The 20,237-nt window shown below is 69.8% G+C and carries 16 protein-coding genes; 3 read left to right on the top strand and 13 right to left on the bottom strand.

Annotated features, from left to right (window positions below):
• The first annotated feature begins 117 nt into the window (after positions 1 to 117).
• A complete protein-coding gene (locus ACJ8AN_RS15335) occupies positions 118 to 5,136 on the top strand; it encodes a hypothetical protein (protein ID WP_407756091.1) in 5,019 nt (1,672 codons plus the stop codon).
• 12 nt (positions 5,137 to 5,148) lie between these two features.
• Here the strand turns inward: ACJ8AN_RS15335 and ACJ8AN_RS15330 are convergent, their stop codons facing one another.
• Positions 5,149 to 5,832 (bottom strand): RNA polymerase sigma factor, encoded by a 684-nt coding sequence (locus ACJ8AN_RS15330; RefSeq protein WP_407756115.1) that lies wholly within the window; start codon positions 5,830 to 5,832, stop codon positions 5,149 to 5,151.
• 173 nt (positions 5,833 to 6,005) lie between these two features.
• Between ACJ8AN_RS15330 and ACJ8AN_RS15325 the strand changes: the two genes are divergently transcribed.
• Together ACJ8AN_RS15325 and ACJ8AN_RS15320 are read left to right on the top strand one after the other, a co-directional pair.
• A complete protein-coding gene (locus tag ACJ8AN_RS15325) occupies positions 6,006 to 6,419 on the top strand; it encodes a DoxX family membrane protein (protein ID WP_407756090.1) in 414 nt (137 codons plus the stop codon).
• A gap of 122 nt (positions 6,420 to 6,541) precedes the next feature.
• Positions 6,542 to 7,639: an oxygenase MpaB family protein gene (locus tag ACJ8AN_RS15320; protein ID WP_407756089.1), complete on the top strand. Its 1,098-nt coding sequence runs from the start codon at positions 6,542 to 6,544 to the stop codon at positions 7,637 to 7,639.
• Here ACJ8AN_RS15320 and ACJ8AN_RS15315 read toward each other — a convergent pair.
• The 12 genes from ACJ8AN_RS15315 to ACJ8AN_RS15260 form a co-directional block, all read right to left on the bottom strand.
• On the bottom strand, positions 7,628 to 8,080 hold the full coding sequence (locus ACJ8AN_RS15315; RefSeq protein ID WP_407756088.1) for a hypothetical protein: 453 nt from the start codon (positions 8,078 to 8,080) through the stop codon (positions 7,628 to 7,630). The two genes, ACJ8AN_RS15320 and ACJ8AN_RS15315, sit on opposite strands and share 12 nt — an antisense overlap.
• A 397-nt stretch (positions 8,081 to 8,477) precedes the next feature.
• The gene (locus tag ACJ8AN_RS15310) at positions 8,478 to 8,840 is read right to left on the bottom strand and encodes a response regulator (RefSeq protein WP_407756087.1); all 363 of its coding nucleotides are present in this window, start codon (positions 8,838 to 8,840) and stop codon (positions 8,478 to 8,480) included.
• A gap of 5 nt (positions 8,841 to 8,845) precedes the next feature.
• Positions 8,846 to 9,433, bottom strand: a complete 588-nt coding sequence (locus tag ACJ8AN_RS15305) for a hemerythrin domain-containing protein (protein ID WP_407756086.1) — start codon at positions 9,431 to 9,433, stop codon at positions 8,846 to 8,848.
• A gap of 2 nt (positions 9,434 to 9,435) precedes the next feature.
• Positions 9,436 to 10,806, bottom strand: a complete 1,371-nt coding sequence (gene hemN, locus ACJ8AN_RS15300) for an oxygen-independent coproporphyrinogen III oxidase (protein ID WP_407756085.1) — start codon at positions 10,804 to 10,806, stop codon at positions 9,436 to 9,438.
• Positions 10,807 to 11,080: 274 nt separating this feature from the next.
• On the bottom strand, positions 11,081 to 11,839 hold the full coding sequence (locus ACJ8AN_RS15295; RefSeq protein ID WP_407756084.1) for a DUF5953 family protein: 759 nt from the start codon (positions 11,837 to 11,839) through the stop codon (positions 11,081 to 11,083).
• Position 11,840: 1 nt separating this feature from the next.
• Positions 11,841 to 12,821 carry a DUF6310 domain-containing protein gene (locus tag ACJ8AN_RS15290; protein ID WP_407756083.1) on the bottom strand — a complete coding sequence of 327 codons (981 nt, stop codon included), beginning with the start codon at positions 12,819 to 12,821 and terminating at the stop codon, positions 11,841 to 11,843.
• A 275-nt stretch (positions 12,822 to 13,096) separates the two neighbouring features.
• Positions 13,097 to 14,443, bottom strand: a complete 1,347-nt coding sequence (ccoG, locus tag ACJ8AN_RS15285) for a cytochrome c oxidase accessory protein CcoG (protein ID WP_407756082.1) — start codon at positions 14,441 to 14,443, stop codon at positions 13,097 to 13,099.
• A 76-nt stretch (positions 14,444 to 14,519) separates the two neighbouring features.
• Complete coding sequence (locus tag ACJ8AN_RS15280; protein WP_407756081.1) at positions 14,520 to 15,068, bottom strand: cbb3-type cytochrome c oxidase N-terminal domain-containing protein; 549 nt, start codon at positions 15,066 to 15,068, stop codon at positions 14,520 to 14,522.
• The gene (locus ACJ8AN_RS15275) at positions 15,055 to 15,267 is read right to left on the bottom strand and encodes a CcoQ/FixQ family Cbb3-type cytochrome c oxidase assembly chaperone (RefSeq protein WP_407756080.1); all 213 of its coding nucleotides are present in this window, start codon (positions 15,265 to 15,267) and stop codon (positions 15,055 to 15,057) included. The genes ACJ8AN_RS15280 and ACJ8AN_RS15275 overlap by 14 nt, the downstream gene beginning before the upstream one ends.
• Positions 15,267 to 17,609: a cytochrome-c oxidase, cbb3-type subunit I gene (gene ccoN, locus ACJ8AN_RS15270; RefSeq protein ID WP_407756079.1), complete on the bottom strand. Its 2,343-nt coding sequence runs from the start codon at positions 17,607 to 17,609 to the stop codon at positions 15,267 to 15,269. Before ccoN ends, ACJ8AN_RS15275 begins: the two co-directional genes overlap by 1 nt.
• An 18-nt stretch (positions 17,610 to 17,627) precedes the next feature.
• The gene (locus tag ACJ8AN_RS15265) at positions 17,628 to 17,813 is read right to left on the bottom strand and encodes a cytochrome oxidase (RefSeq protein WP_407756078.1); all 186 of its coding nucleotides are present in this window, start codon (positions 17,811 to 17,813) and stop codon (positions 17,628 to 17,630) included.
• Positions 17,810 to 20,224 (bottom strand): heavy metal translocating P-type ATPase, encoded by a 2,415-nt coding sequence (locus ACJ8AN_RS15260; protein WP_407756077.1) that lies wholly within the window; start codon positions 20,222 to 20,224, stop codon positions 17,810 to 17,812. Before ACJ8AN_RS15260 ends, ACJ8AN_RS15265 begins: the two co-directional genes overlap by 4 nt.
• Positions 20,225 to 20,237 lie beyond the last annotated feature (13 nt).

The raw sequence follows: 20,237 nt of genomic DNA, 5'->3' as shown, positions 1-20,237 counted from the left end.
GGACAGGCCCTTTCGTGAAGTACGCGACACAGCCTAGTCTCACCCTCTGTCATGCGTCACCTCGGGCCTACCCACCCTGTCACGTCGGCCCGGCATGCGAAGGAGAAGGGGGGCTCGATGATCTGCCTGGCCTGTGCCGAGCTGCGCGATGAGAACGCCAGCGAGACGTGCCCGACGTGCGGCGTGCAGCTCATTCCCGCGACCGGAGAGCACCTGGAGCTGCTCGTCCAGGAGAAGCTGAAGCGGCGCATCTCCGCCTGGCAGGCCACGCGGGTGCTCGATCCGCGCACCGCGACCCGGCTCACCGCGGCACTCGAGGGCACCGCCGTCGCGAGCGCCGTCGCCGTCCCGCTGCTCGAGGACGCGAGCACCCTGGAGCAGAAGGCCAACGCCCTCGCCGGGAAGCTCGAGGAGTTCGAGGACTGGCGGCCGGACTGGGGCCAGCGGTTCTTCCAGGCGCTGGAGGGCGCGGCGCGGGCCGAGCGCGAGGAGGAGTCCCGGCGCGCCCACGAGGAGGACGGAGACGGACTCGGCCTCGGGACGGACTCGGGGCAGGCGCTGTTCAGCCGCGTGGACGCGAGCGCGCTCGGCGGCGGGCTGGACGCGATGGTGGCGCTCGACGACGGCGCGCGCGCGACCCCGAAGCTGAATGAGTACGTCTGGTGGTTCCTCGGCGCGGTGCTGGTGCTGGGCGGCTCGCTCATGGGCGTACGCGAGGCGTGGCGCGCACTCGGAGGCGTGCCCCGGCAACTGCTCGTCACGGGCGCCCTCTTCGCCTACCACGCGGCCTTCATCGGACTCGGGGTGTTCCTCGCGCGGCGCTCGTCGTCGGCCGGGCGGGTGCTCGCGAGCATTGGCCTCGCGCTGATGCCGGTGGTGTTCGTCGCGCTGTCCGCCCTGGTGGGCCTGCACCCGGTAATGGGTTGGCCCGTGTCGGCCGGAGTCGCGGCCCTGGCCCTGCTCACCCTGAGGCCCGCGGGACGCCTGCTGTATGGGGCCTCGACGGTGTCGCTCGCGGTGGGGCTGCTGCCCTCGTTGCTGGCGGGACTGCCGTTGATGGCGCTGGACGATGCGCCGTGGATGCGCGGCGCCTGTGCCTTCGCCGGAGTGGCGGCGCTCGCGGCCTCCGCGTGGAGGGCCGGGAAGGAGCAGCCGGGCCGGGCCGGGCTCTCCGTCCTCACCACGAGCCTCTATGGAGCGCTGGCCCTGGCCGTCTTCGCGGTGACAAGCGCACCGTCGGGCTTCGACGCCTTCTTCCCTGGCAGTCCGCTCTTCGCCGCGATGACGCTCTGGGCGATGGCGCTCGCGGCGGTGGTGGCGGGCGTGGCGACACAACCCTCGGTGCGCGAGGCCCATCCCCAGGCGGCGCCGGTAGCGGAGACGCTGGCGCACGCGGTGGTGGCCTGCGGAGCGCTCGCCGGAGCGCTCGCGGCCTTCTCCGTGGGGCCCGGGGTGGAGCCGTGGGTGGACATGGCCTCGGCCTTCGCACCGGTGGCGGCGGCGCTGAGCTTCTTCGTGCTCGAGCCCCGGCGCCGGGCACTGGTGCACCCGGGAGTGCTCGCCCTGACCCTGGCGGGGCTGCTGCTCGCACGGCTGCAGGTGCCCACCGAGCCGCGGGGGTGGATGGTGGGAGTCGCCGCCGTGGGAGCGGGCCTGCTGGCCGTGGCGCGGATGAGCGGGCGGAGCACCCGCCGCTTCTGGCTGCTCGGCTGGGGCGTGGTGCTGTCGGTGGCCTCGCTGCCGCTGAGTTCGAACGACTTCATGGGCTGGGGCTCGGATGCGTGGTGGCCGGTGGTCGCCGCGGGCGCGCTGGTGGCCGTGGCCGCGCACCTCACGGGCGGCTACCGCTGGAGGGCCCTGCACTACCTGGGCGGCATCGCGCTCCTCTTCGCGAGCTTCGGTGCCATCACCGGAATGGAGATGACCGAGAGGCCCTGGGCACAGGTGGCCACGCTCGCCGGGGTGGCGGGCCTCTACGGCGTGGCCGGGCTCTTTCAGGAAGCATGGATGCGCCGTACCGGGAAGACGGTCGAGCTGCTGCCCCTGGACGACCTCTCGCTCGCGGCGGCCGCACTGGCGGTGCTGTGTGCGCAGCTCGGCCTGAGCCTGCCCCTCGACGAAGGGAACGGGCTGCTGGAGCTCATCGTGCGCGGCGTGCTCCCTCTGTATGAGCTGAGCCTCTGCGTACCGCTCCTGCTCACCTCGGTGCTCCTGCTGCTGCGGGTGAGGCGGGATCGCAGCCGGCTCGTCAGCGCCCTGGCCGCCTGGGGTCTTGGCCTCACGGTGGTGCAGCTCGTCACCTACAGAGGCGTCCCGCCCATCGGCACCCTCGCCCTGCTCTTCTCGAGTCTGACGCTCGGGATGTCCGCCATCGCGGCCCTGCGTGGACGGGGAAGCGAGGAGCCCACCCCGCGAGGCCGGCGGCTGTTCGGTTGGATCCGCTTGCCCTTCCCCGAGCAGGGCCGTGCGCTCTACACGGATGGCTTCGCCGCCATGGCCTTCGTGGGGGCCACGTTCTCCCTCGCCCTCCTCACGCTCTGGATGCCCTCGGCGCGGGAATTCACTCGCTCCCAGGCCGTGCTCGCGGGCGCGCTGCTCACGGGGAGCGCGGTGCTCGCCTTCGTCTCGCGCGGCTTCGTCACGTGGCGCATGCGCGGCTCGGTGGGGACGCTCGCCTTCGCGGGACTCTTCATCGCCCTCACGGCGGTGCTCAACCGCGTGGGGCGTCCGCTGCCTCCTGACGTCGTGGCCCTGAAGCTGCCTTTCATCGGCGTGGGCGTCTGGCTGCTGGCGCTCGCCACCCGGCGCTTCGGACCGTGGCTCGGACGGCTGCTGGAGAACGAGCGCCATGGCCGCGCGTACCACCTCGTTCCGCATGCGGGCGTGGCCGCGCTGGGCGTGCTGCTCGCGGTGGAGGGCTGGGTGGTGGGTGGACCCATCCTGTCCCGCGCGCTGACGGTGGTGCCCCCGCTCATGTTCCTGGGCGCCGCGCTCCTGGCGGTGCTGCTCGCCTTCTCCTTCCGGTCTCCGGGGCTCGTCCACGTGGGGCTGCTGCTGGGGCTCCCGGGAGCGGCGCTGTGGGCCGTTCATCGCTCCGTGCTCGGACATGCGCTGGTGGCGGCGGTGCCCCCGGGCAGCCAATGGGTCCGCGCCGGGTTCCTCGAAGCGGCCCAGAGCATCGACTGGCTCGCGCCCGAGGCGTGGCTGGCCTCTGGAGAGACGATCGCCCCCCTGTGGTACCAGGCCTTCGTGGGCCTCGCCGCCGTGGGCTTCGCGTATGCCGGAGTGGGGCTGGTGCTGGCCCGGGTGGGCGTGCGCCTCGAGTTCCTGCGCACGTTCCTGTCCGGCGAGTCCGACTCCTTCGGGCAGAAGCTCACCCAGGCCCTGCACGAGTGGTCGGGCGCCGCCGCGTTGCTCGTCTTCGCGGCGGCGTTCGTCCAGCCGGGGCTCGAAGCCGCCGTGCTCACGCTCGGGGCCGGGCTGCTGCTGCTCGCGGCCCGGGCTCGGCCCCTGGGACGCCTGCTTCCGGGGCTGGGCCTGCTCCTGGTCATCCATGCCCTGGCGCACCGTGAGCCCACCGTGGGCGCATGGCCGGGCCCTGTGCTCGCCCTCCTGGCGCTGAGCGTGGTGGCGCTGAGCCCGTGGGTGGCCCGCTGGCGTGGCGTCGACGCGAGCAAGGCGCGCCCTCGTGCCCAACTGGGTGCGCTGTTCTACGGGCTCAACGCGATGGTGTACGCCCTGGCCGCTGGCGGCGTGACCGACGCGCAGTGGGCCGCGCCGCGCCTGCTGCTCGATTTCCTGTATGGGCTCGGCGGAGACTGGATGCGCTCTCCCGCCCTGCCGATGACGTTGGCCTTGCTCGCCACCACGCTCTTCATCGGCGCGGCCCAGTGGAAGGGCGCGCTGGCGAGGATGGGCGCGGGGTGGGCCACGACGCTGACGGGGCTCGCGGCCGTGACGGGCCTCTCGGTGGCGCTCGTGGCGGGAGTCGCGGGCTCCCGGGTGGACCCCGATTACATCGCCCTCCTCAGGCTGCGGGGCGCGGCACTGGCGCTCTGCGTGGCGGGAGTCGCGGCGCTCGCGCACGCCACCGGCCGCCAGCTCCGCCACGGGCGCGAGGACCTGACCCGAGGGCTCGCCTGGGGCCGGGACTTGTGGCTCATCACGACGGGAGGACTGCTCGCGCTCGTGGCGACGCTGTCGAGAACACCGGATGAGCAGACGCTCCCGCTGGCGGGCACGGCCATCGCCCTGGCGGTGGGGGTGTCGCTCCACTGCGCGTGGCGCGAGCGGACGGGCCGGCACGTGTACTTCGTGCAGGTGGCGGTGGTGGGCGTGTACGCGCTCGTCCGGACGCTGTACGCCCGGAACCTGCGTCCCGAGCACGATGCGCTCTTCGCCCTGGCGCTCGGCTTCGCACTGGTGGGCGTGACGGTGTTGGCGAAGCGGGCGGGCATTCCGCCGGTGGAGCAGGCGACACGGCGGTTCGCGGCGCTGCTGCCGGTGGGCATGGCGCTGGTGCTCCCCAGCGAGGCCACGGGCGAGGCCGCGCTGCTGGCGGGTGGCTCGGGCCTGCTGTACGCGGCCCTGGGCGCGGTGGAGCACAGCCGGCTGTTCGGCTCGCTCGCGGCGGCGGCCTGCAACGTGGCGCTCCTCGTGGGCGCGCTCTCCATGAACATGGAGGGGCTCGAGGTGTACCTGGCGCCGCTCGGCCTGTTGTTGCTGATGCTGGGCCAGCTCTTCACGGGCAGCCTGCCGCGAGCGGCGAGGAACGCGGTGCGCACCGTGGGAGGCCTGCTGCTGTACATGCCCGCGGCGGCGAAGCTGGCGCTGCAGATGGGTCAGGCCTCGGACGGGACGTATGCCTTCGTCTTCGGCGCGGTGTGCCTGCTGGGTGTGGCGGCCGGCATGGCCCTGCACATCCGCGCCTACCTGGCGCTCGGGACGCTGTTCCTCACGCTGGACGTGGCGGCCACGCTCGTCCACGCGGGCTTGAGGGACCACCGCATCGGCTTCGTGGTGATGACGCTCACCGGCCTCACCATCGTGGGAAGCCGCGTGTTCGCCACCCTGCGCCGCCAGGAATTGGACCTGTGGATGCGGCGCATGAGCGTCGCCCTCCGGGGGTGGGATTGAGCCCGTGCGCCGTCAGTGCGGGCCGAGGCGCGCGAACACGGCCGCCACGACCCGATCGCACCTCGGCGCCTGGAAGGAGAACACCTCCTCGAGCTGGCCCCCGAGCCGGGTATCCAGCTCGTCCCGGAGCATGGCCCGGGCCCGGTGGAGCCGGGTCTTCACCACGTCCTCGCTGACTGACAGCACCTCGGCGGTCTCCGCCGTCGACAGCTCATCCACCTCGCGCAGCATGAGCACCATCCGGTAGGGCGCCGGCAACGCCTCGAGGGTGGACTCCAGGAGGTGGACGAGCTCACGGTCGGAGGCCTGCCGCTCGGGGTCGGACGTCTGTCTTTCCACCCGCTTCATCGCCGCCTCCGGCTCCTCGTCCGAACCGCCATCGAGGGCAACCAGCCGGCTGCGTTTCCGCAAGCGCAGCAGCGCCTCGTTCACCGCGATGCGGATGAGCCATGTCGAGAACTTCGCGTTGCCCTTGAACTGCTCCAGGTGCGTGAACGCGAGCACGTAGGCCTGCTGCATCACGTCCTCGACCTCGTCCTCGTCCGACAGCACCGCGCGCACGGCCCGGTAGACCCGCGCGTTGTACCGGCGCATCAACACCTCGAAGAGGGTCGTCTCGCCCTCGCTCACTCGGTGGGCGAGTTCCTCATCGGAAGGCGAGCCCCCGCCCGTCAGCCTGGTCCCCTGCTCTCTCATCGTCTCCATGTCCTTCAGATGCGGCGGAAGGCCCGGACGTGACAGCCCCTCGCCGTGTCACCTCCCGCTGCCCTCGCGACTCCCATCTCTGGCAGCCAACGAGGTGCAAGCGCACCGATGAAGAGGTCATCGACATGGAAAGCCGTCGGGAGAGCCGTCTGAACGATAGCCGTGTGAATCAGTCCTGGTGGGCCCTGAAGCTCGCGTTCGGCGTGGTGCCGATCGTCGCGGGGCTCGACAAGTTCTTCAACCTGCTGACGAACTGGGAGCAGTACCTCAGTCCCCTCGTCGCCCGCGTCGTTCCCGCCAGCACGTTCATGCACGTCGTGGGCATCATCGAGATCGCCGCGGGCCTGCTGGTGCTCTCGAAGCTGACGCGCGTGGGCGCCTATATCGTGTCGGCCTGGTTGGTGGGCATCGCCCTGAACCTGCTCACCACGGGCCACTACTTCGACATCGCGGCGAGGGACCTGGTGATGGCGGTGGGAGCCTTCACCCTCGGCCGGCTGTCGGAGGTACGAGCGCCCGCCTCCATGGAAGCAAAGCAGGGGACCGGGATACCGCGCCCTGCGCATGGCCATGCCTGACGCATCGGCCGGGAGGGCGACGGCGCGCAGCCCGCTTGGGAGGCAATGTTTAGTCTTCCGGGACCATGTTTCCCGAGCGCTACATTCACACCGACGAGGCTCGCCTCCGGTTCGGAGATCGCGTGGACCGCCTCGGCGCCATGCTCGGTGAGGGAGATCCCCTCGCCGACGAGGCCGTGGATGCCCTCGCCACGTTCCCTCCCCAACTGAGGAACCAGCTGATCGTCAGCATGACGGCGGGAAACAATCCGCCCTCCGCACCACCCGCGGTGGTCCGCTTCTTCGAGCACGTCCACCACGTGCCCTTCTGGGTGGATGACGCGCGCTGCGACCGTGGGGGCGCGGCCTTCCTGCGCACGGGGATTTTCGGCGGCTTCGTGCTCGCGTTCCGCTCGCTGGTGCTGGGCTACTGCTCGCCCGCGGGCAACAAGGCCCTCACGTTCTCGGGCCGGCTCACGGCGTCCGCCCCACGCAGGCTCTCCGAGACGGGCCGCTTCGTCGAGGCGGTGTGTCTGCCCGGAGGAATGCGGCGGGGTGCGCCCGGCTTCGAGGCCTCCGTCCGGGTGCGGCTGATGCACGCGCAGGTCCGGCGCCTGATCACCCCTTCGCCCCGGTGGAACGCGAGACTCTGGGGCGCGCCCATCAACCAGCTCGACATGGCGGGCACGGTGCTCCTCTTCAGCCTCGTGGCGGTGGATGGGCTGCGGCGGCTCGGGGTGCAACTGTCGCCGGCCGAGGTGTCGGACCTGCTGCACCTGTGGCGCTACGCGGGCTACGTGCTCGGCGTGCGCGAGGAATTGCTGTGCGTCACCGAGCCCGAGGCCCGCACCCTCTGGGAGCTGATTACCAGCACGCAGGGGCCGCCGGACGAGGACTCGGCGGCCCTGACCGAGGCCCTCATCGAGAGCCCCCGCGTCCAGGCGCGCACGCCCGAGGAGCTCTACCGGGCGGCGCGGGCCATCGAGCTCGGCTACGGGATCTCCCGCTACCTCATTGGGGACGTGCACGCGGATGCGCTCGGCTACCCGCAGAATGCGTGGCGGCTCATGGCGCCGCTGCTGCGCAGGCTGCTGGCGGGCCCCCACAAGGTGCTGCGCCGGCTACCGGGCGTGGACGTGCTGGCGCTGAACGCGGGCATGGCCTACTGGCGGCGGGCCGTGTCGATCGGGCTGGGCGGGCAGGACGCCACGTTCGACCTGCCCCAGAACCTACCGGGGTAGGAAGTCTCCGAGCACCACGCGCGAGCGGCCCTCCATGGGCAGCTCATGCTCCTCGACGGAGGTGAAGCCGCGCTCGCGCGCCAGGTCCGCCAGGAACCGCCGCCACGGGTTGTACGGCATGCTGTTGTCCGAGCAGCACGGCACCACCGCGAAGGGCAGCCGGTGCTGCGCCGCGTACTCGATGATGATTCGAGTCGCCCCGTCCGGGTGCATGCCCACGAGCAGGTCGCACTCGCACGGCTCCTCCAGGGTGAACATGCGCTGGGCGTAGCGGACGGGCAGGTGCTTGTGGCGCAGGTCGAAGGTGGTGACGGTGCGCCCCAGCTGGGACAGGGCCTCGTTGAGCCGGCCCTGCCCTCCCGCGATGTCGTAGATGCGCGGAGCGGGGAAGCGCTCGGTGAGGAACTGGGCGAAGAGCTCGAAGCGACGCTTGTCGGCCATGACCCCTGTCTACACCAGGTCCGGGGGCATCGATTCCCAAACGACATCCCGCGTTCCAGGCCGCTCGCGGCAGCGGGCCCGGGCAACTCCTTCGATAAGGCGGAGACATGGGGACTCCGCCACGCATCACATCCGCTGCGGCCCGCTCCACCTATCTGGCAGCCGGGTGAAGCAGTGACTCCAGAGCCTCCCTCGGCGGCCAGACAACCGAGGGCCCGCTCATGCTGGAACAGTGGGAGTTGCCGGCGGGGTTCGCCGTGCTGCCGTGGGGCGGGGCTCCGGACGGCCACGCAATCCCAACACCCCACGCGCGAGGTGAAGCGGCGTGGCTTCCTCCTGGCTCCCGCGGACGGAGTGCCCGTCATCGCCGACTCCATCCTCTCCCATCCATGAGCCGTCAGCGGCCCTGGATGGAGCTCTCCAGCTCGGAGATGAGCGTCTCGTAGCGCAGCGGCTTGCCCAGCACGCGGCGCACGCCGAGGGCCCGGGCGACGTCGGAGGCCAGTGAATTCACGTGCCCCGTCACCACCAGCACCGGTGCGCCCGGCCGGGCCTCGCGGGCGGTGCGAATCACCTCCAGCCCGTGTCCTCCTGGCAATTCCACGTCCGTGATGACCGCGTCGAAGAGCTCGTCGCGCAGGCGCCGCACGGCCTCCTCCGACTCGCACAGGCCCACCGTCGCGTAGCCGTCCATCACCAACAGGTCGCACAGCGCGCCCATCGCCACCGGCTCGCCATCCACCACCAGGATGCGCTTCATGGCACTCACCTCCCGATCCACGGTTGTGCACGCACGTTCCCCGGGCGGCGCACCGCCGTGGCCGGCACCGGGAAGGCCAGCTCCAAGGCATCCGCCGCCTCTCCCAGCGAGCCATGCGCGGCCTCGATGCGTGCGAACTTCGCCCGCACCCGCTCCATCGCGTCCACCGGCAGCAGCCGCCGCACCATCGGGAAGAAGCGACTCTCCTCCGACTCCGTATGGCCCCGGTGCAACCGCACGTAGCGCTCGGCGAGCGCGTACTGCTCCTCGGGCTCCTTCTCGCCCCGCATCACCGCCCGAGCCACCTCGCGCAGCTCCCCGGCGATCTCCCGCCCCACCTCGTGCTGCGCCGAGAGCGCCGCCACCACGCCCTCGCCCAGTGGCACCCCGCGCGCGGTGATGGCCTGGAAGACCTCGCCCTCCTTCGCGTCGTGGCTGCCGTCCACGAAGGTGAGCAGGAAGTGCGCGGCGCGCTCGAAGAGCACCGGGGACACCTCCCCTCCTCCGCGCCCGTGCTCCACGGCCCACCCGAGCAGATCCATGACGCGCTCGATGTGACGATGCTCGTTCACCAGGATGTCGATGGCGTCCATGCTCACACCGTCCGGGAGAAGCGGGGCCGCTCGGCCTGGCGCAGGTAGGTGTCGAACACCATCGCCACGTTGCGCACGAACAACCGCCCCAGGGGAGTCACCTCGAGCTGGCTGCCCTCGCGGCGCACCAGCCCGTCCTCTTCCAGCGGCGCGAGCCGCTCCAATTCCAGCGCGAAGTCGCGTGTGCCGTCCTCACCCAGGTCCACCCAGAAGTTGCACATGAGCTGGGTGATGATGGCGCGGCGGCGGCGATCCTCGCCGGTGAGCTGGATGCCGCGCTCGGTGGCGAAGCGGCCCTCGCGCACGCGCTCGTAGTAGTACGGCAGGGCGCGGACGTTCTGCGCGTACGCCCCGCCCACGTCGCTGATGCCCGTGGCCCCGAGCGCTACCACGTCCGAGGCCACCTTCACCGTGTAGCCCTGGAAGTTGCGCCCCAGCGAGCGCCGCTCCTGGGCGCGCGACAGCTCGTCCTCGGGGACGGCGAAGTGGTCCATGCCGATGGGCCGGTAGCCCGCGTCCGCGAAGGCGGCCCACGCGGCGCGGAACAGCCCCAGCTTGGTGCGTGCGTCCGGCAGGGCCTCGGCCGGCATGCGCCGCTGGTGCTTGAGCACCTCCGGGATGAAGGCGAACGAGTACACCGCCAGCCGGTCCGGCCTCAGCGACAGCACCTGGCGCAGCGTGCGCTCCCAGCTCTCCGGCGTCTGGTACGGCAGCCCGTAGATGAGATCGAAGTTCACCCCGGAGAAGCCCAGCTCGCGCGCGTGCTCGAGCAATTCGCGCGTCTGCTCGAAGGGCTGGTGGCGGTTGGTGACCTCCTGCACCTTCGGATCGAAGTCCTGCAGGCCCATGGAGACACGGTTGAAGCCGAGCGCCCGCAGCAGCGAGAGCTGCTGGGGGGAGGTGACGGCCGGGTGCACCTCGATGGCCACCTCCGCGTCGGGCAGCATCCGGAGGCGCCGGGTGATGCCACTCCACAGGCGCTCGAGCTGGGCCTCGGAGAGGAAGGTGGGCGTGCCGCCGCCCCAGTGCACCTGCGACAACTTGCGCCGCTTTCCGAGCCGGGCCAGCACCTGCTCCAGCTCCAGGAGGACGTGGTCGATGTAGACGTCCGCGGCGCTCCGCTCCTGGGAGATGACGACGTTGCACCCGCAGTACCAGCAGAGGCTGCGGCAGAAAGGCAGGTGCACGTACAGGGAGAGGGGCTCGTCGGGGCTCGCGCTGCCCGCCACGTCGAGCCGCTCGGCGTAGTGCTCGGTGCCGAAGTCATGCTTCCACTCGGGGGCGGTGGGGTAGCTGGTGTAGCGCGGGCCGGCGACATCGTAGCGCCGCATCAGCTCTTCGGAGGGGGTCGGGATGTCGAGGGACGCAGCCATCGGTGCCCTTGCCATTCCAAGCACCGTGCCAACGCCGGGCCCTCGGAAACCCCCGTCCCGAGGGCCTTTCCGGGTGCAAGGGCTGCGTCCGGACGCAAGCGTTGCGCTCCGGAGGCCCTCGGCGCCGCTACCGGCCCGGCGTAGGCGGACCCAGGAAGCGAGCCTCCAGCCGTTTCACCTGCCCGGACGCCTGCTGACCTTCCGGGGAGTCTCACCTTCCCGGTGAGCCAGGAGACGGGCTCTCGAGCACAGCCCTTGCGAGCTGCGGCGGGCTTCAAGGGGTGGAGCGCCCGCCGATCTCCGGGAAACGCTCGTAGGCCCGTTTCAGCGCGTCCAGGTGCGCGGGGTTGTCCAGGTCGAGCGGAGCCTCGGTGAGCCGGACAACCCACCCGCCCGTCGCGGTACGCCGTGAGCGCGAAAGCAGCTCCGCGTCGCGGGCGGGATCCGGAAAGCCGATGGCCCGTGCGGCAGCTTGCGACCAGTAGTTCAACCACCCGATACAATGTGGAATCTCGGGTGCGGGGATGGCGTCTGGGAGCTTGAGCGCTGGCAACCCCCGTGGTGGCTTTGGTGGCCCATACATCTTCGGCCCCATCTGCTCCGCAATGACAAGCATCACGTTTCCCGGCGTTATGTGTCCCCACAAAGCCTGTGCACCCTCTGCCACACCTGCCAATACACCCCCCGCGGCGGCGATAGCGGCTTCCTCCAGCGGCAACATCGCATGGATTTGAAGCTGCGGCCGGGCGCCCGGATAACGGCCCGCCGGGATTTCCCATCCGCCTAGCGTCACGACATGGTTGTCATCGTCATTACAGAGGAACGGAAAATCCCCATCTGTTCTCTCCCTTTCGACCCACTCATCTCGTTGGGGCAAAGAGACGAGTCCCTCTTCCTTGGACATCGTCCATCCCAGGTGCAAACCAGGGAAAGCTCGTTCCATCCCATGAACGATGGCAAGTCTGCGCTCATCATGATTCATGAGTGAAGGCGCGTAGACATTGAGGGTGAGGGGATTTTTCTTGTCTGACATTTCAACACCAATTCATGACTACTACGTCATGGCTGGGGTCTGCTCGGAGCAAAGCTGCTTTGTGTGCTTCGCTACGAACGCCGACGACAAATTTGAAGCCACATTCCTCAGCAAGCCTTCGCTCTCGCTGTATTTCCGGCAACTTCATTTCGACGAAGAACTGCTGCGAGCGAGGCGGTTGTTTCTCAAAGTCATCCGTTTTGACCTCCCAGAGCGTGCGCGTGGCCAGTTGCAGCGCGTCGAAGCTCTTCCCATTCACGTACACATCCCCACCGGGGAAGGTGTTGCCCGGCATCTTGTCGGCGCATTCGTTGTGCGGGTCATGCCCGCCCAGGTGGCGCGGCAAGGGGATGGGCTTGCATCTCGGGTCGTCTTCTTCCTGGGTGAGGGCGGTCGCGGGCTGCTTTCGCGGTGACGGCTCCCGGGCCGGTACTTTCGTCGCACGAGGCTGAGCCTCGAGTTCCACCATGAGTTGCCGCGAGGACTCCGAGACGTCCCGCAGCCGTGCCTCGAACTCCCGTTGAGCGTCGACCCAGGGCGGACGGCTGTCAGACTCCGGCCCGGCGGTGCTGGAGGGCCAGAGCAGGACGAGGGCCACGAGCACCGGACCCACCCTGGAGAGCGCTAAAGGGGCCTCGCTGGCACGTCCAGCCTGGGCGAGGCCCTCGGCCCCCCTCGCCACCTCAGCGGCTTGCCCGCTCGTCCTCGCGGCGCGGGAGAAGCGCTCGAAGGCCCGTTCCGCTGCGGTGAGCTCGCGGTCCAACTGTTCCCACTGACGCGGCTCGATGTCTTCGCGCGCCCGAGACAGCAGTGCCCTGGCCTTGTCCAGGTCCGCCTTTCCAATCCACGACCGTTCCGGTGCCGGCTCCATCGGCGTGGAAACGAGCCGGATGCGCGGGCCCGAAGCGGGAGTCGACGCGAAGGCGTGGGGCCGTGGCATCGACCGCGGGGCGGGCGCGCTAGCGCAGGCGGTGAGCAGCACCAGGAGCGCGCTCCAAGTTCGCAAGCGCATCGTCACGTCCTTTTATCAAGCGAGGGGGCAGGCTCAAGTCGGGCGCGTTGGGGAGTATGCCAGCACGCTTCGACAGCGACGAACGAGCGAGCGAGGGGCGCGGCATACACACCGCCCGGCTTGGAGTGGGCCCTATACGGGGAGGTGGGCCCGCGCGCTGCTGACGTAATCCCCAGAGCCTCGGGCACAGCCCCTCGCAACCAGCCAGGGCGTACACTGGCTGCGCTTGGAACGCCCTCGTCCCGCTACCGGCCCGGCGTGGGCGGCCCCAGGAAGCGGGCCTCGAGCCGTTTCACCTGCCCGGACGCCTGGTCGGCGACCTCGATCTGGAAGGTGAAGGGAAAGCGCTGGGCCCGGTCCACGGTGACGAAGAGGGGGAGTCGGAAGCTCTCCAGGGAGCCGAGCTTCACCCGCGGCTGCGCCACCACCACGTTGGCGGGGACGGGGCTGTCCACACGCACGGTGAAGGTGGTGTCCACGGGGTTCTTGTTCACCAGGTGCAGCTCGAATTGATTGCGCACCGTGGTGTCCTCCAGGAAGTAGGGCAGGCCCTGGAAACGCAGCAGGTTGGCCTCGAAGGGCGTGCGGCCCACCAGGGCCACCGTGAGCGCGATGGCGGAGACGAGCAGCAGGACGCCGTAGAGCAGCAGGCGTGACCGGACGACCCGGCGCGGCTGGCCCACCAGCCCGTTGAGCGAGTCATAGCGGACAAGGCCCTTGGAGCGCCCCAGCTTGCCCATCACCTCGTCACAGGCGTCCACGCACTGCGCGCAGGCGATGCAGTCCATCTGCAAGCCATTGCGGATGTCGATACCCGTGGGACAGGCGATGACGCACTTGCGGCAGTCCACGCAGTCACCCTGGCGCGGGGCCTCGGGAGTACCCAGCCGCGCCTTCACCAGCCGGCCACGGGGCTCTCCGCGGGCGATGTCATAGCCGATGATGAGCGAGTCCCTGTCCTGCATGGCCGACTGCAGGCGCCCATAGGGGCAGAGCACCACGCACAACTGCTCACGGAACCAGGCGAAGTTGAAGTACAGCGCGCCCGTGACGGCCATGGCCCAGGCGAAGGGCACGCCGTGACCACCGGGCCCCTCGCGCACCATGGTGTCCAGGTCCTTCACCGAGACGAAGAGCGCCAGCGCCACGTGCGCCAGCAGCCACGACACGACGAGGAAGACTCCGTGCTTCGTCACCGCGCGCAGCACCCGGTCCGGCGTCCACGGCCCGGCGGCCATTCTCAGACGGCGCTCGCGAGGACCGTCGATCCACCGCTCGATCCGCCGGTAGACGCCCTCGAGGAACACCGTCTGCGGACAGGCCCAACCGCACCACACGCGGCCGAGCCACGCCGTGGCGAAGAGCAGGCAGAAGCCCGCGGTGGTGAGCAGGAAGAGGACGATCCAGAAGTCCTGCGCGTTGAAGGTGCTGCCGAAGAGGTAGAAGCGGCGCGCGGCCACGTCCAGGTGGACGGCGGGGTGGCCCCCCACCCGGACGAAGGGCAGCACGACATAGATGGCGATCAGCACCACGTAGACGATGCGCCGCCAGGAGACGAAGCGGCCGCGCACGTCCGAGGGGTGAATGGCCACCCGCGACCCATCCGGACGGATGGAGGAGAGGTGCCCGGTACCCGGCCCTGGAGCTCGCGGCTGCATAGGCCTTCCCCTATTGCTCCGGCTCGCCCTGGGGGGCCTTGCCGGGGACGTTGGTGTCCTTGAGCGTCAGTACGTAGGCGACGATGGAGCGCACGCGCTCGGCGCCCAGCGTCCGCTCCCAGGCGGGCATGCCCTTGACGACCACGCCCTCGGACACCGTCTTGTGGAGGTCCATGGGCTTGCCGCCGTGCAGCCAGAACCTGTCCGTGAGGTTGGGGCCGATCAGCCCCTCGCCCTTCTGGCCATGGCACGCCGCGCACTGCTGGATGAACTGCGTCTTGCCCTGGTCCACCACCAGGGGGTCCTGCATGAGCGCGAGCAGCGTCTCATCGGACGTGGGCTTGCCGGAGGCGGCCTTGCGCGCGGCCTCCTGGGCCTCGGCCTTGTACACCTCCAGCGAGCCGGCGCCCATTCCACTCGCGTGGTAGTAGAACCAGTAGCCAAAGCCAAACACGAGGGTGGTCCAGAGGAGGAACAACCACCAGTTGGGCAGGTGGTTGTCCATCTCCTCGATGCCGTCATAGACGTGGAGAACGCCCGGCTTGTCACTCGAGCTCATGGTGGCTCCTCGTGCCGCGAGAGTCGGAGGTCATCGCGCCCGGCTCGGCCAGCGGCAGCCGCGAGAGCGCGTCGTAGTCCTGCCCCCGGCGGGCGAGCAGCACCCACGCCGTCACGCCGAGGAAGACAGCGAAGAAGAGAAGCAGGGTGAAGAGCGGGAGATGGACCCAATCCATTCCCTCGTAGAACTGGCGCCACATCAGGGAGTCCCTCCCGCCGAGGCCGTCTCGAGGCTGCCCGGCGTCTGCTGAATGTCCTGGGGCCCGCGCCCGAGCCGCTGCAGGTAGGAGATGAGGGCCACCATCTCCGAGTCCCACGCCACCTGGATGCCCTGGGTGGCGAGGTCCGCGGTGATGGTTTCGGCCTGGGCCTTCTGTCGGGCCTCGGCCCCGTCGATGTCGGCGTTGGTGTAGGGCACGCCGAGCTTCTGCATCAGCGCGAGCTTCCTGGGCGCCAGCTTCACGTCGATTCGATTGTCCGCGAGCCACGAGTACGGCGGCATGTTGGAGCCCTGGCTGGTGGCGCGCGGATCCATCAGGTGCGTGTAGTGCCAGAGATTGGGGTACTTGCCGCCCACGCGGTGCAGGTCCGGGCCGGTGCGCTTACTGCCCCACTGGAACGGGTGGTCGTAGATGAACTCCTCGGCACGGGACACGTCGCCATAGCGCTGCGACTCGGCGAGGAAGGGACGGATCATCTGAGAATGGCAGACATAGCAGCCCTCGCGCACGTACAGGTCACGCCCCTGCAGCTCCAGCGGGGAGTACGGCTGCTGCGCCTCGCCATGCGCCGGCACCGCCTGCCGGATGAGGATGGTGGGCAGCAGCTCCGCCACACCGCCAATGAGGACGGCGAGCAGCGTGAGCACGGTGAAGGCCAGCGGGCGGCCCTCGATGAGGGCGAACCAGGAGGGCCCACCGGCCTCGCGGTTGCGCCGGGCGACGATCCACGCGAACTCGCCCAGGGCCACCACTGCCCCCATGATGACGATGGCGCGCACCGGGCCGGACCAGCCGAGGAACAGCGTGACGCCGATGATGGCGAGCGCGAACAGGAGCGGCCAGCCGGTGACGATGGCCACCCACGCGGGCCGGCCCGTCAAGATGGACGCGGGAGCCTTGTCCTCCACCACCACCGTCGTCTCCCCATCCACCGCCTGGCCGGAGCGGGCCGTCTTCCAGAGGTTCCACACCATCAGCAGGAAGCCGAGCAGGTAGAGCGTGCCGCCGAGGAAGCGGACGATGTACATGGGCCGGATGGCGATGAGCGTCTCGACGAAGCTCGGGTAGAGCAGCGTGCCGTCCGGGTTGGTGGCGCGCCACATGAGGCCCTGGGTGATACCCGAGGCCCACATCGCGACGATGTAGAGCAGGATGCCCACCGTGCTCGTCCAGAAATGCAGGTCCGCGGCCTTCTGCGAGTGCAGCTTCGTGCCGTACAGCCTGGGCACCAGCCAGTAGAACAGGCCGGCCGCCATGAGGCCGTTCCAGCCCAGGGCGCCGCCGTGCACGTGGCCGATGATCCAATCCGTGTAGTGGCCGAGCGCGCTCACCGACTTGATGGAGAGCAGCGGGCCTTCGAAGGTCGCCATGCCGTAGAAGGTGATACCGGCGATGAAGAACTTGATGACGGGGTCCTCGCGCAGCTTGTGCCAGGCGCCGCGCAGGGTGAGCAGCCCATTGAGCATGCCGCCCCAGGAGGGAGCCCACAGCGCCACGCTGAACACCATGCCCAGCGACTGCGCCCAATCGGGCAGCGCGGTGTAGAGCAGGTGGTGCGGACCGGCCCAGATGTACATGAACACCAGGGCCCAGAAGTGGATGATGGAGAGCCGGTAGGAATAGACCGGGCGCTCGGCCGCCTTGGGCAGGAAGTAATACATGATGCCCAGGATGGGCGTGGTCAGGAAGAAGGCGACGGCGTTGTGGCCGTACCACCACTGCACCAGCGCGTCCTGCACTCCGGCGTAGACCGAGTAGCTCTTCAGCGGGCTGAGCGGCAAAGCCAGACTGTTGACGATGTGCAGCACCGCCACCGTGATGATGGTGGCGATGTAGAACCAGATGGCGACGTAGAGGTTCTTCTCGTTGCGCTTCGCCAACGTCCAGAAGAAGTTGATGGCGAACACCACCCAGATGAGCGCGATGGCGATGTCGATGGGCCACTCGAGCTCGGCGTACTCCTTCGAGGTGGTGATGCCGAGCGGCAGCGTCACCGCCGCCGAGACGATGATGGCCTGCCATCCCCAGAAGTGGATTTTGGAGAGGAGGTCGGACGCCATCCGCGTCTTCAACAGACGCTGGGTGGAATAGTAGATGCCGGCGAACATCATGTTGCCTACGAACGCGAAGATGACCGCGTTGGTATGCAGCGGGCGCAGGCGCGAGAAGGTGGTGTAGGGAAGGCCGAAGTTGAGCTGCCACCACGCGAGCTGGGCGGCGGCGAGGCAGCCCACCAGCAGCCCCACCACGCCGAACAGGACGGAGGCGGTGATGAAGTGCCGGGTGGTGGTGTCGTCGTAGACGATGCGTTGCTGTTGCACGAGATCACCTCGGGAAATTCACGGTTGCGGCTTGGACTCGGAGGACGCGGCCGGGTCGGGGCGCGCGGTGTCGTCCTCGAGCGGGATGAGGGACAGACGGTCGGAGTGCTCGTAGTCGCGGTGCCGCACGCTGAAGGCGTAGAGCAGGACCGAGCCCGCCACGAGCATCAGGCTGACGAAGACCTGCAGGACGATGACATTCATACGGGCACCTCCTCGAGCGCTCGGGGCTGCTCGCCGGCCGCGTGCTGGCGGCGGGCGGAGAGGCTCGCGAGGGTGAAGAGGATGAGGGACAGGGAGCTGAGCGGCATCACCACCGCCGCGCGCAGGGGCGTCATCAGCCCGGCGAGGCTCACCGCCACCGACACCACGTTGTAGGCGAGCGAGATGCCGATGATGCGGCGCACCACCTGGCGCAACCGCCCCGAGAGCTCCAGGGCCTCGCGGATGGCGGACAGGCCCTCGCCCATGAGGAAGAAGTCCGACTTGCCCGGCAGCACCGGCCGGTCGATGGCCGGCGTGCCCGCGCAGAAGGCGCGCTCGAAGGCGAGACTGTCATTGACGCCATCCCCCAGGTAGAGCGTGTCCGACTGGTCGATGCACACCACCGCCTTGGCCTTCTGCTCGGGCCGCTGGCCGCCGAGCGCGTGCGTCACCGGCACACCCAGCGCCTCGGCCATGGTGCGCACCCGCTCGGGCGCGTCGCCGGAGATGAGCCACACCTCGTGGCCGGAGTCGCGCAGCGCTTGGATTTCCCGGCGCGCATCGGCACGCACGGACTCGCGCAGGGCGAAAGAGGCCAGGGGCTGGCCATCGCGGGATAGGACGGTTCCATCCAACCCCGTGGCACCGGCCGCCGCCCATCCCGGGGCACCCAGCCGCCACGTACCGTCCGCACGGAGCCACTCCAGGCCCTGCCCGGGGTGCTCCGTCACCTGTGCACCAGCGGAGAAACGCGCGCCAGCGCGGGAAAGGGCCGCGGCGAGGCAACGGCTCACCGGGTGATTGCTGCGCGCGGACAGGTCGAAGGCCACGTCACACAGCTCGGGCGCGAGTGTGTCCACGGCCTCGCGGTCCACCAATTCCAGACGGCCGAGCGTCAGCGTGCCCGTCTTGTCGAAGAGCACCTTGCGCACGCGGGGCAGCCGGTCCAGCAAGTCCTGGCTGCGCACGAAGAGGCCGAGCCGGCGCAGGCGCGTCTGGGTGAGCTCGTAGGCGAGCGGCACGGCGATGCCAATAGCACACGGGCACGTCACCACGAGGAGGGCCACGGCCACCTGCAGCGCCTTGTCCTGTCCCTTGGGCAGCCAGAGCGCGAGGCCCAGGCCGGCGATGAGCAGCACGGAGAGCACCCAGCGGCGGGACACCACGTTCCAGAAGCGCGCATGGGCGGGCACGCGGCTGGGAGAAGCGGGCGCCTGGCGCAGCAGGGCCACCAGCGGCGAGTCCTGGAAGTCCGTGCGGGCCCGCAGGTGGGAGGCGGCGCGAGCCGCGTTGAAGGCACCGGCGGGCACCTCACCGCCCTGCTCCACCGCGCGCACGTCCGGCTCGCCCGTCACCCAGTCGGTGGAGAAGCTGGCGCGCGCGTCGAGTAGCTCGGCATCCACGGGCACCAGCTCGCCCGGGGCGATGACGAGCACATCTCCCGCGCGCAGCTGGGCGGCGCGCACGGTGACGAGCCGGTCCCCCTCCTGCCTGCGGGCGAAGAGGCCATCCGCCCCATCATCTTCCAGGAGGAAGCGGCGGTTGCGCTCGAGGACGCGCTGCTGCAGCCAGCGGCCCACCAGCATCAGGGTGACGAAGGTATTGAGCGTGTCGAAGTAGGCGAGGTCTCCCCGGCCATCGCGCGCCTCGAGCAGCGAGGTGGAGAAGACGAGGAGAATGCCCAGGGCAATGGGCAGGTCCAGGTGGAGGACGCCACTGCGCAGCCCGCGCCACGCCGAGCGGAAGAAGGGCCAGCCCCCCACCAGCACCACGCCGGTGGAGAGCCACACGCTGAGCTGGCTGAAAAGAGAGAAGACCTCGCCGTCTGCGGGGGTGAGCCCCACGTAGAAGCTCACCGAGAAGAGCATCACGTTCATCGTGATGGCGGCGCAGATGCCGAGCCGGAGGGGCAAGTCATGAGAGGCGGACTCGGAGCGCTTGCGGCTGGGGCCGAAGAGGTAGCCGAAGCCCTCGACGGAGCGGAGGAAGCTGGAGACGTCGAAGGCGCCCTTGCGCCAGGCGAGCCGCACCTTGCCGAGCGCGGGATTCACGGTGAGCGAGGCCCCACCCGGCTGGCGGCGGAACAACTCGTTCATCAGCCAGACGCATGCGGCGCAGTGGATGCCCTGCACGTCCAGCTCGAGCGCACACACGGAGCTGGAGGAGGCCTCGGCGCGGGCGACGAGCGGCTCGAGCCAGACGAAGCCACGGTCCTGCTTGGGCTCGGGAGCTGGGGCCGCCTTGCCCTCGGCGAGCGCGTAGTAGCGGGTGAGGCCCTGGTCCACGAGGAGCCGGTGGACGGCGTCGCAGCCCGCGCAACAGAAGTCCTTCAGCGGCGAGCCCTCGGGAACGGGGCTGCCACAGTGACGGCACGAGGCCGGGTGCTGCTCGATTGGCTGGGAGGCCGGCATCGGGACGGGCCCC

This window comes from Archangium sp. (genome assembly GCF_045802675.1).
Classification (GTDB): Bacteria; Myxococcota; Myxococcia; order Myxococcales; family Myxococcaceae; genus Archangium.
Note: the sequence above shows the minus strand (reverse complement) of the source record. Positions and strands in the feature narration are given on the sequence as shown.

What these genes read in the sequence shown, in the direction of transcription:
- ACJ8AN_RS15260 (WP_407756077.1), bottom strand. Translation starts at nt 20,224, where the DNA reads ATGCCGGCCTCCCAGCCAATCGAGCAGCACCCGGCCTCGTGCCGTCAC.
- ACJ8AN_RS15280 (WP_407756081.1), bottom strand. Translation starts at nt 15,068, where the DNA reads ATGAGCTCGAGTGACAAGCCGGGCGTTCTCCACGTCTATGACGGCATC.
- ACJ8AN_RS15310 (WP_407756087.1), bottom strand. Translation starts at nt 8,840, where the DNA reads ATGAAGCGCATCCTGGTGGTGGATGGCGAGCCGGTGGCGATGGGCGCG.
- ACJ8AN_RS15330 (WP_407756115.1), bottom strand. Translation starts at nt 5,832, where the DNA reads ATGAGAGAGCAGGGGACCAGGCTGACGGGCGGGGGCTCGCCTTCCGAT.
- ACJ8AN_RS15275 (WP_407756080.1), bottom strand. Translation starts at nt 15,267, where the DNA reads ATGTGGCGCCAGTTCTACGAGGGAATGGATTGGGTCCATCTCCCGCTC.
- ACJ8AN_RS15315 (WP_407756088.1), bottom strand. Translation starts at nt 8,080, where the DNA reads ATGGCCGACAAGCGTCGCTTCGAGCTCTTCGCCCAGTTCCTCACCGAG.
- ACJ8AN_RS15305 (WP_407756086.1), bottom strand. Translation starts at nt 9,433, where the DNA reads ATGGACGCCATCGACATCCTGGTGAACGAGCATCGTCACATCGAGCGC.
- ACJ8AN_RS15265 (WP_407756078.1), bottom strand. Translation starts at nt 17,813, where the DNA reads ATGAATGTCATCGTCCTGCAGGTCTTCGTCAGCCTGATGCTCGTGGCG.
- ACJ8AN_RS15335 (WP_407756091.1), top strand. Translation starts at nt 118, where the DNA reads ATGATCTGCCTGGCCTGTGCCGAGCTGCGCGATGAGAACGCCAGCGAG.
- ACJ8AN_RS15295 (WP_407756084.1), bottom strand. Translation starts at nt 11,839, where the DNA reads ATGTCAGACAAGAAAAATCCCCTCACCCTCAATGTCTACGCGCCTTCA.
- hemN (WP_407756085.1), bottom strand. Translation starts at nt 10,806, where the DNA reads ATGGCTGCGTCCCTCGACATCCCGACCCCCTCCGAAGAGCTGATGCGG.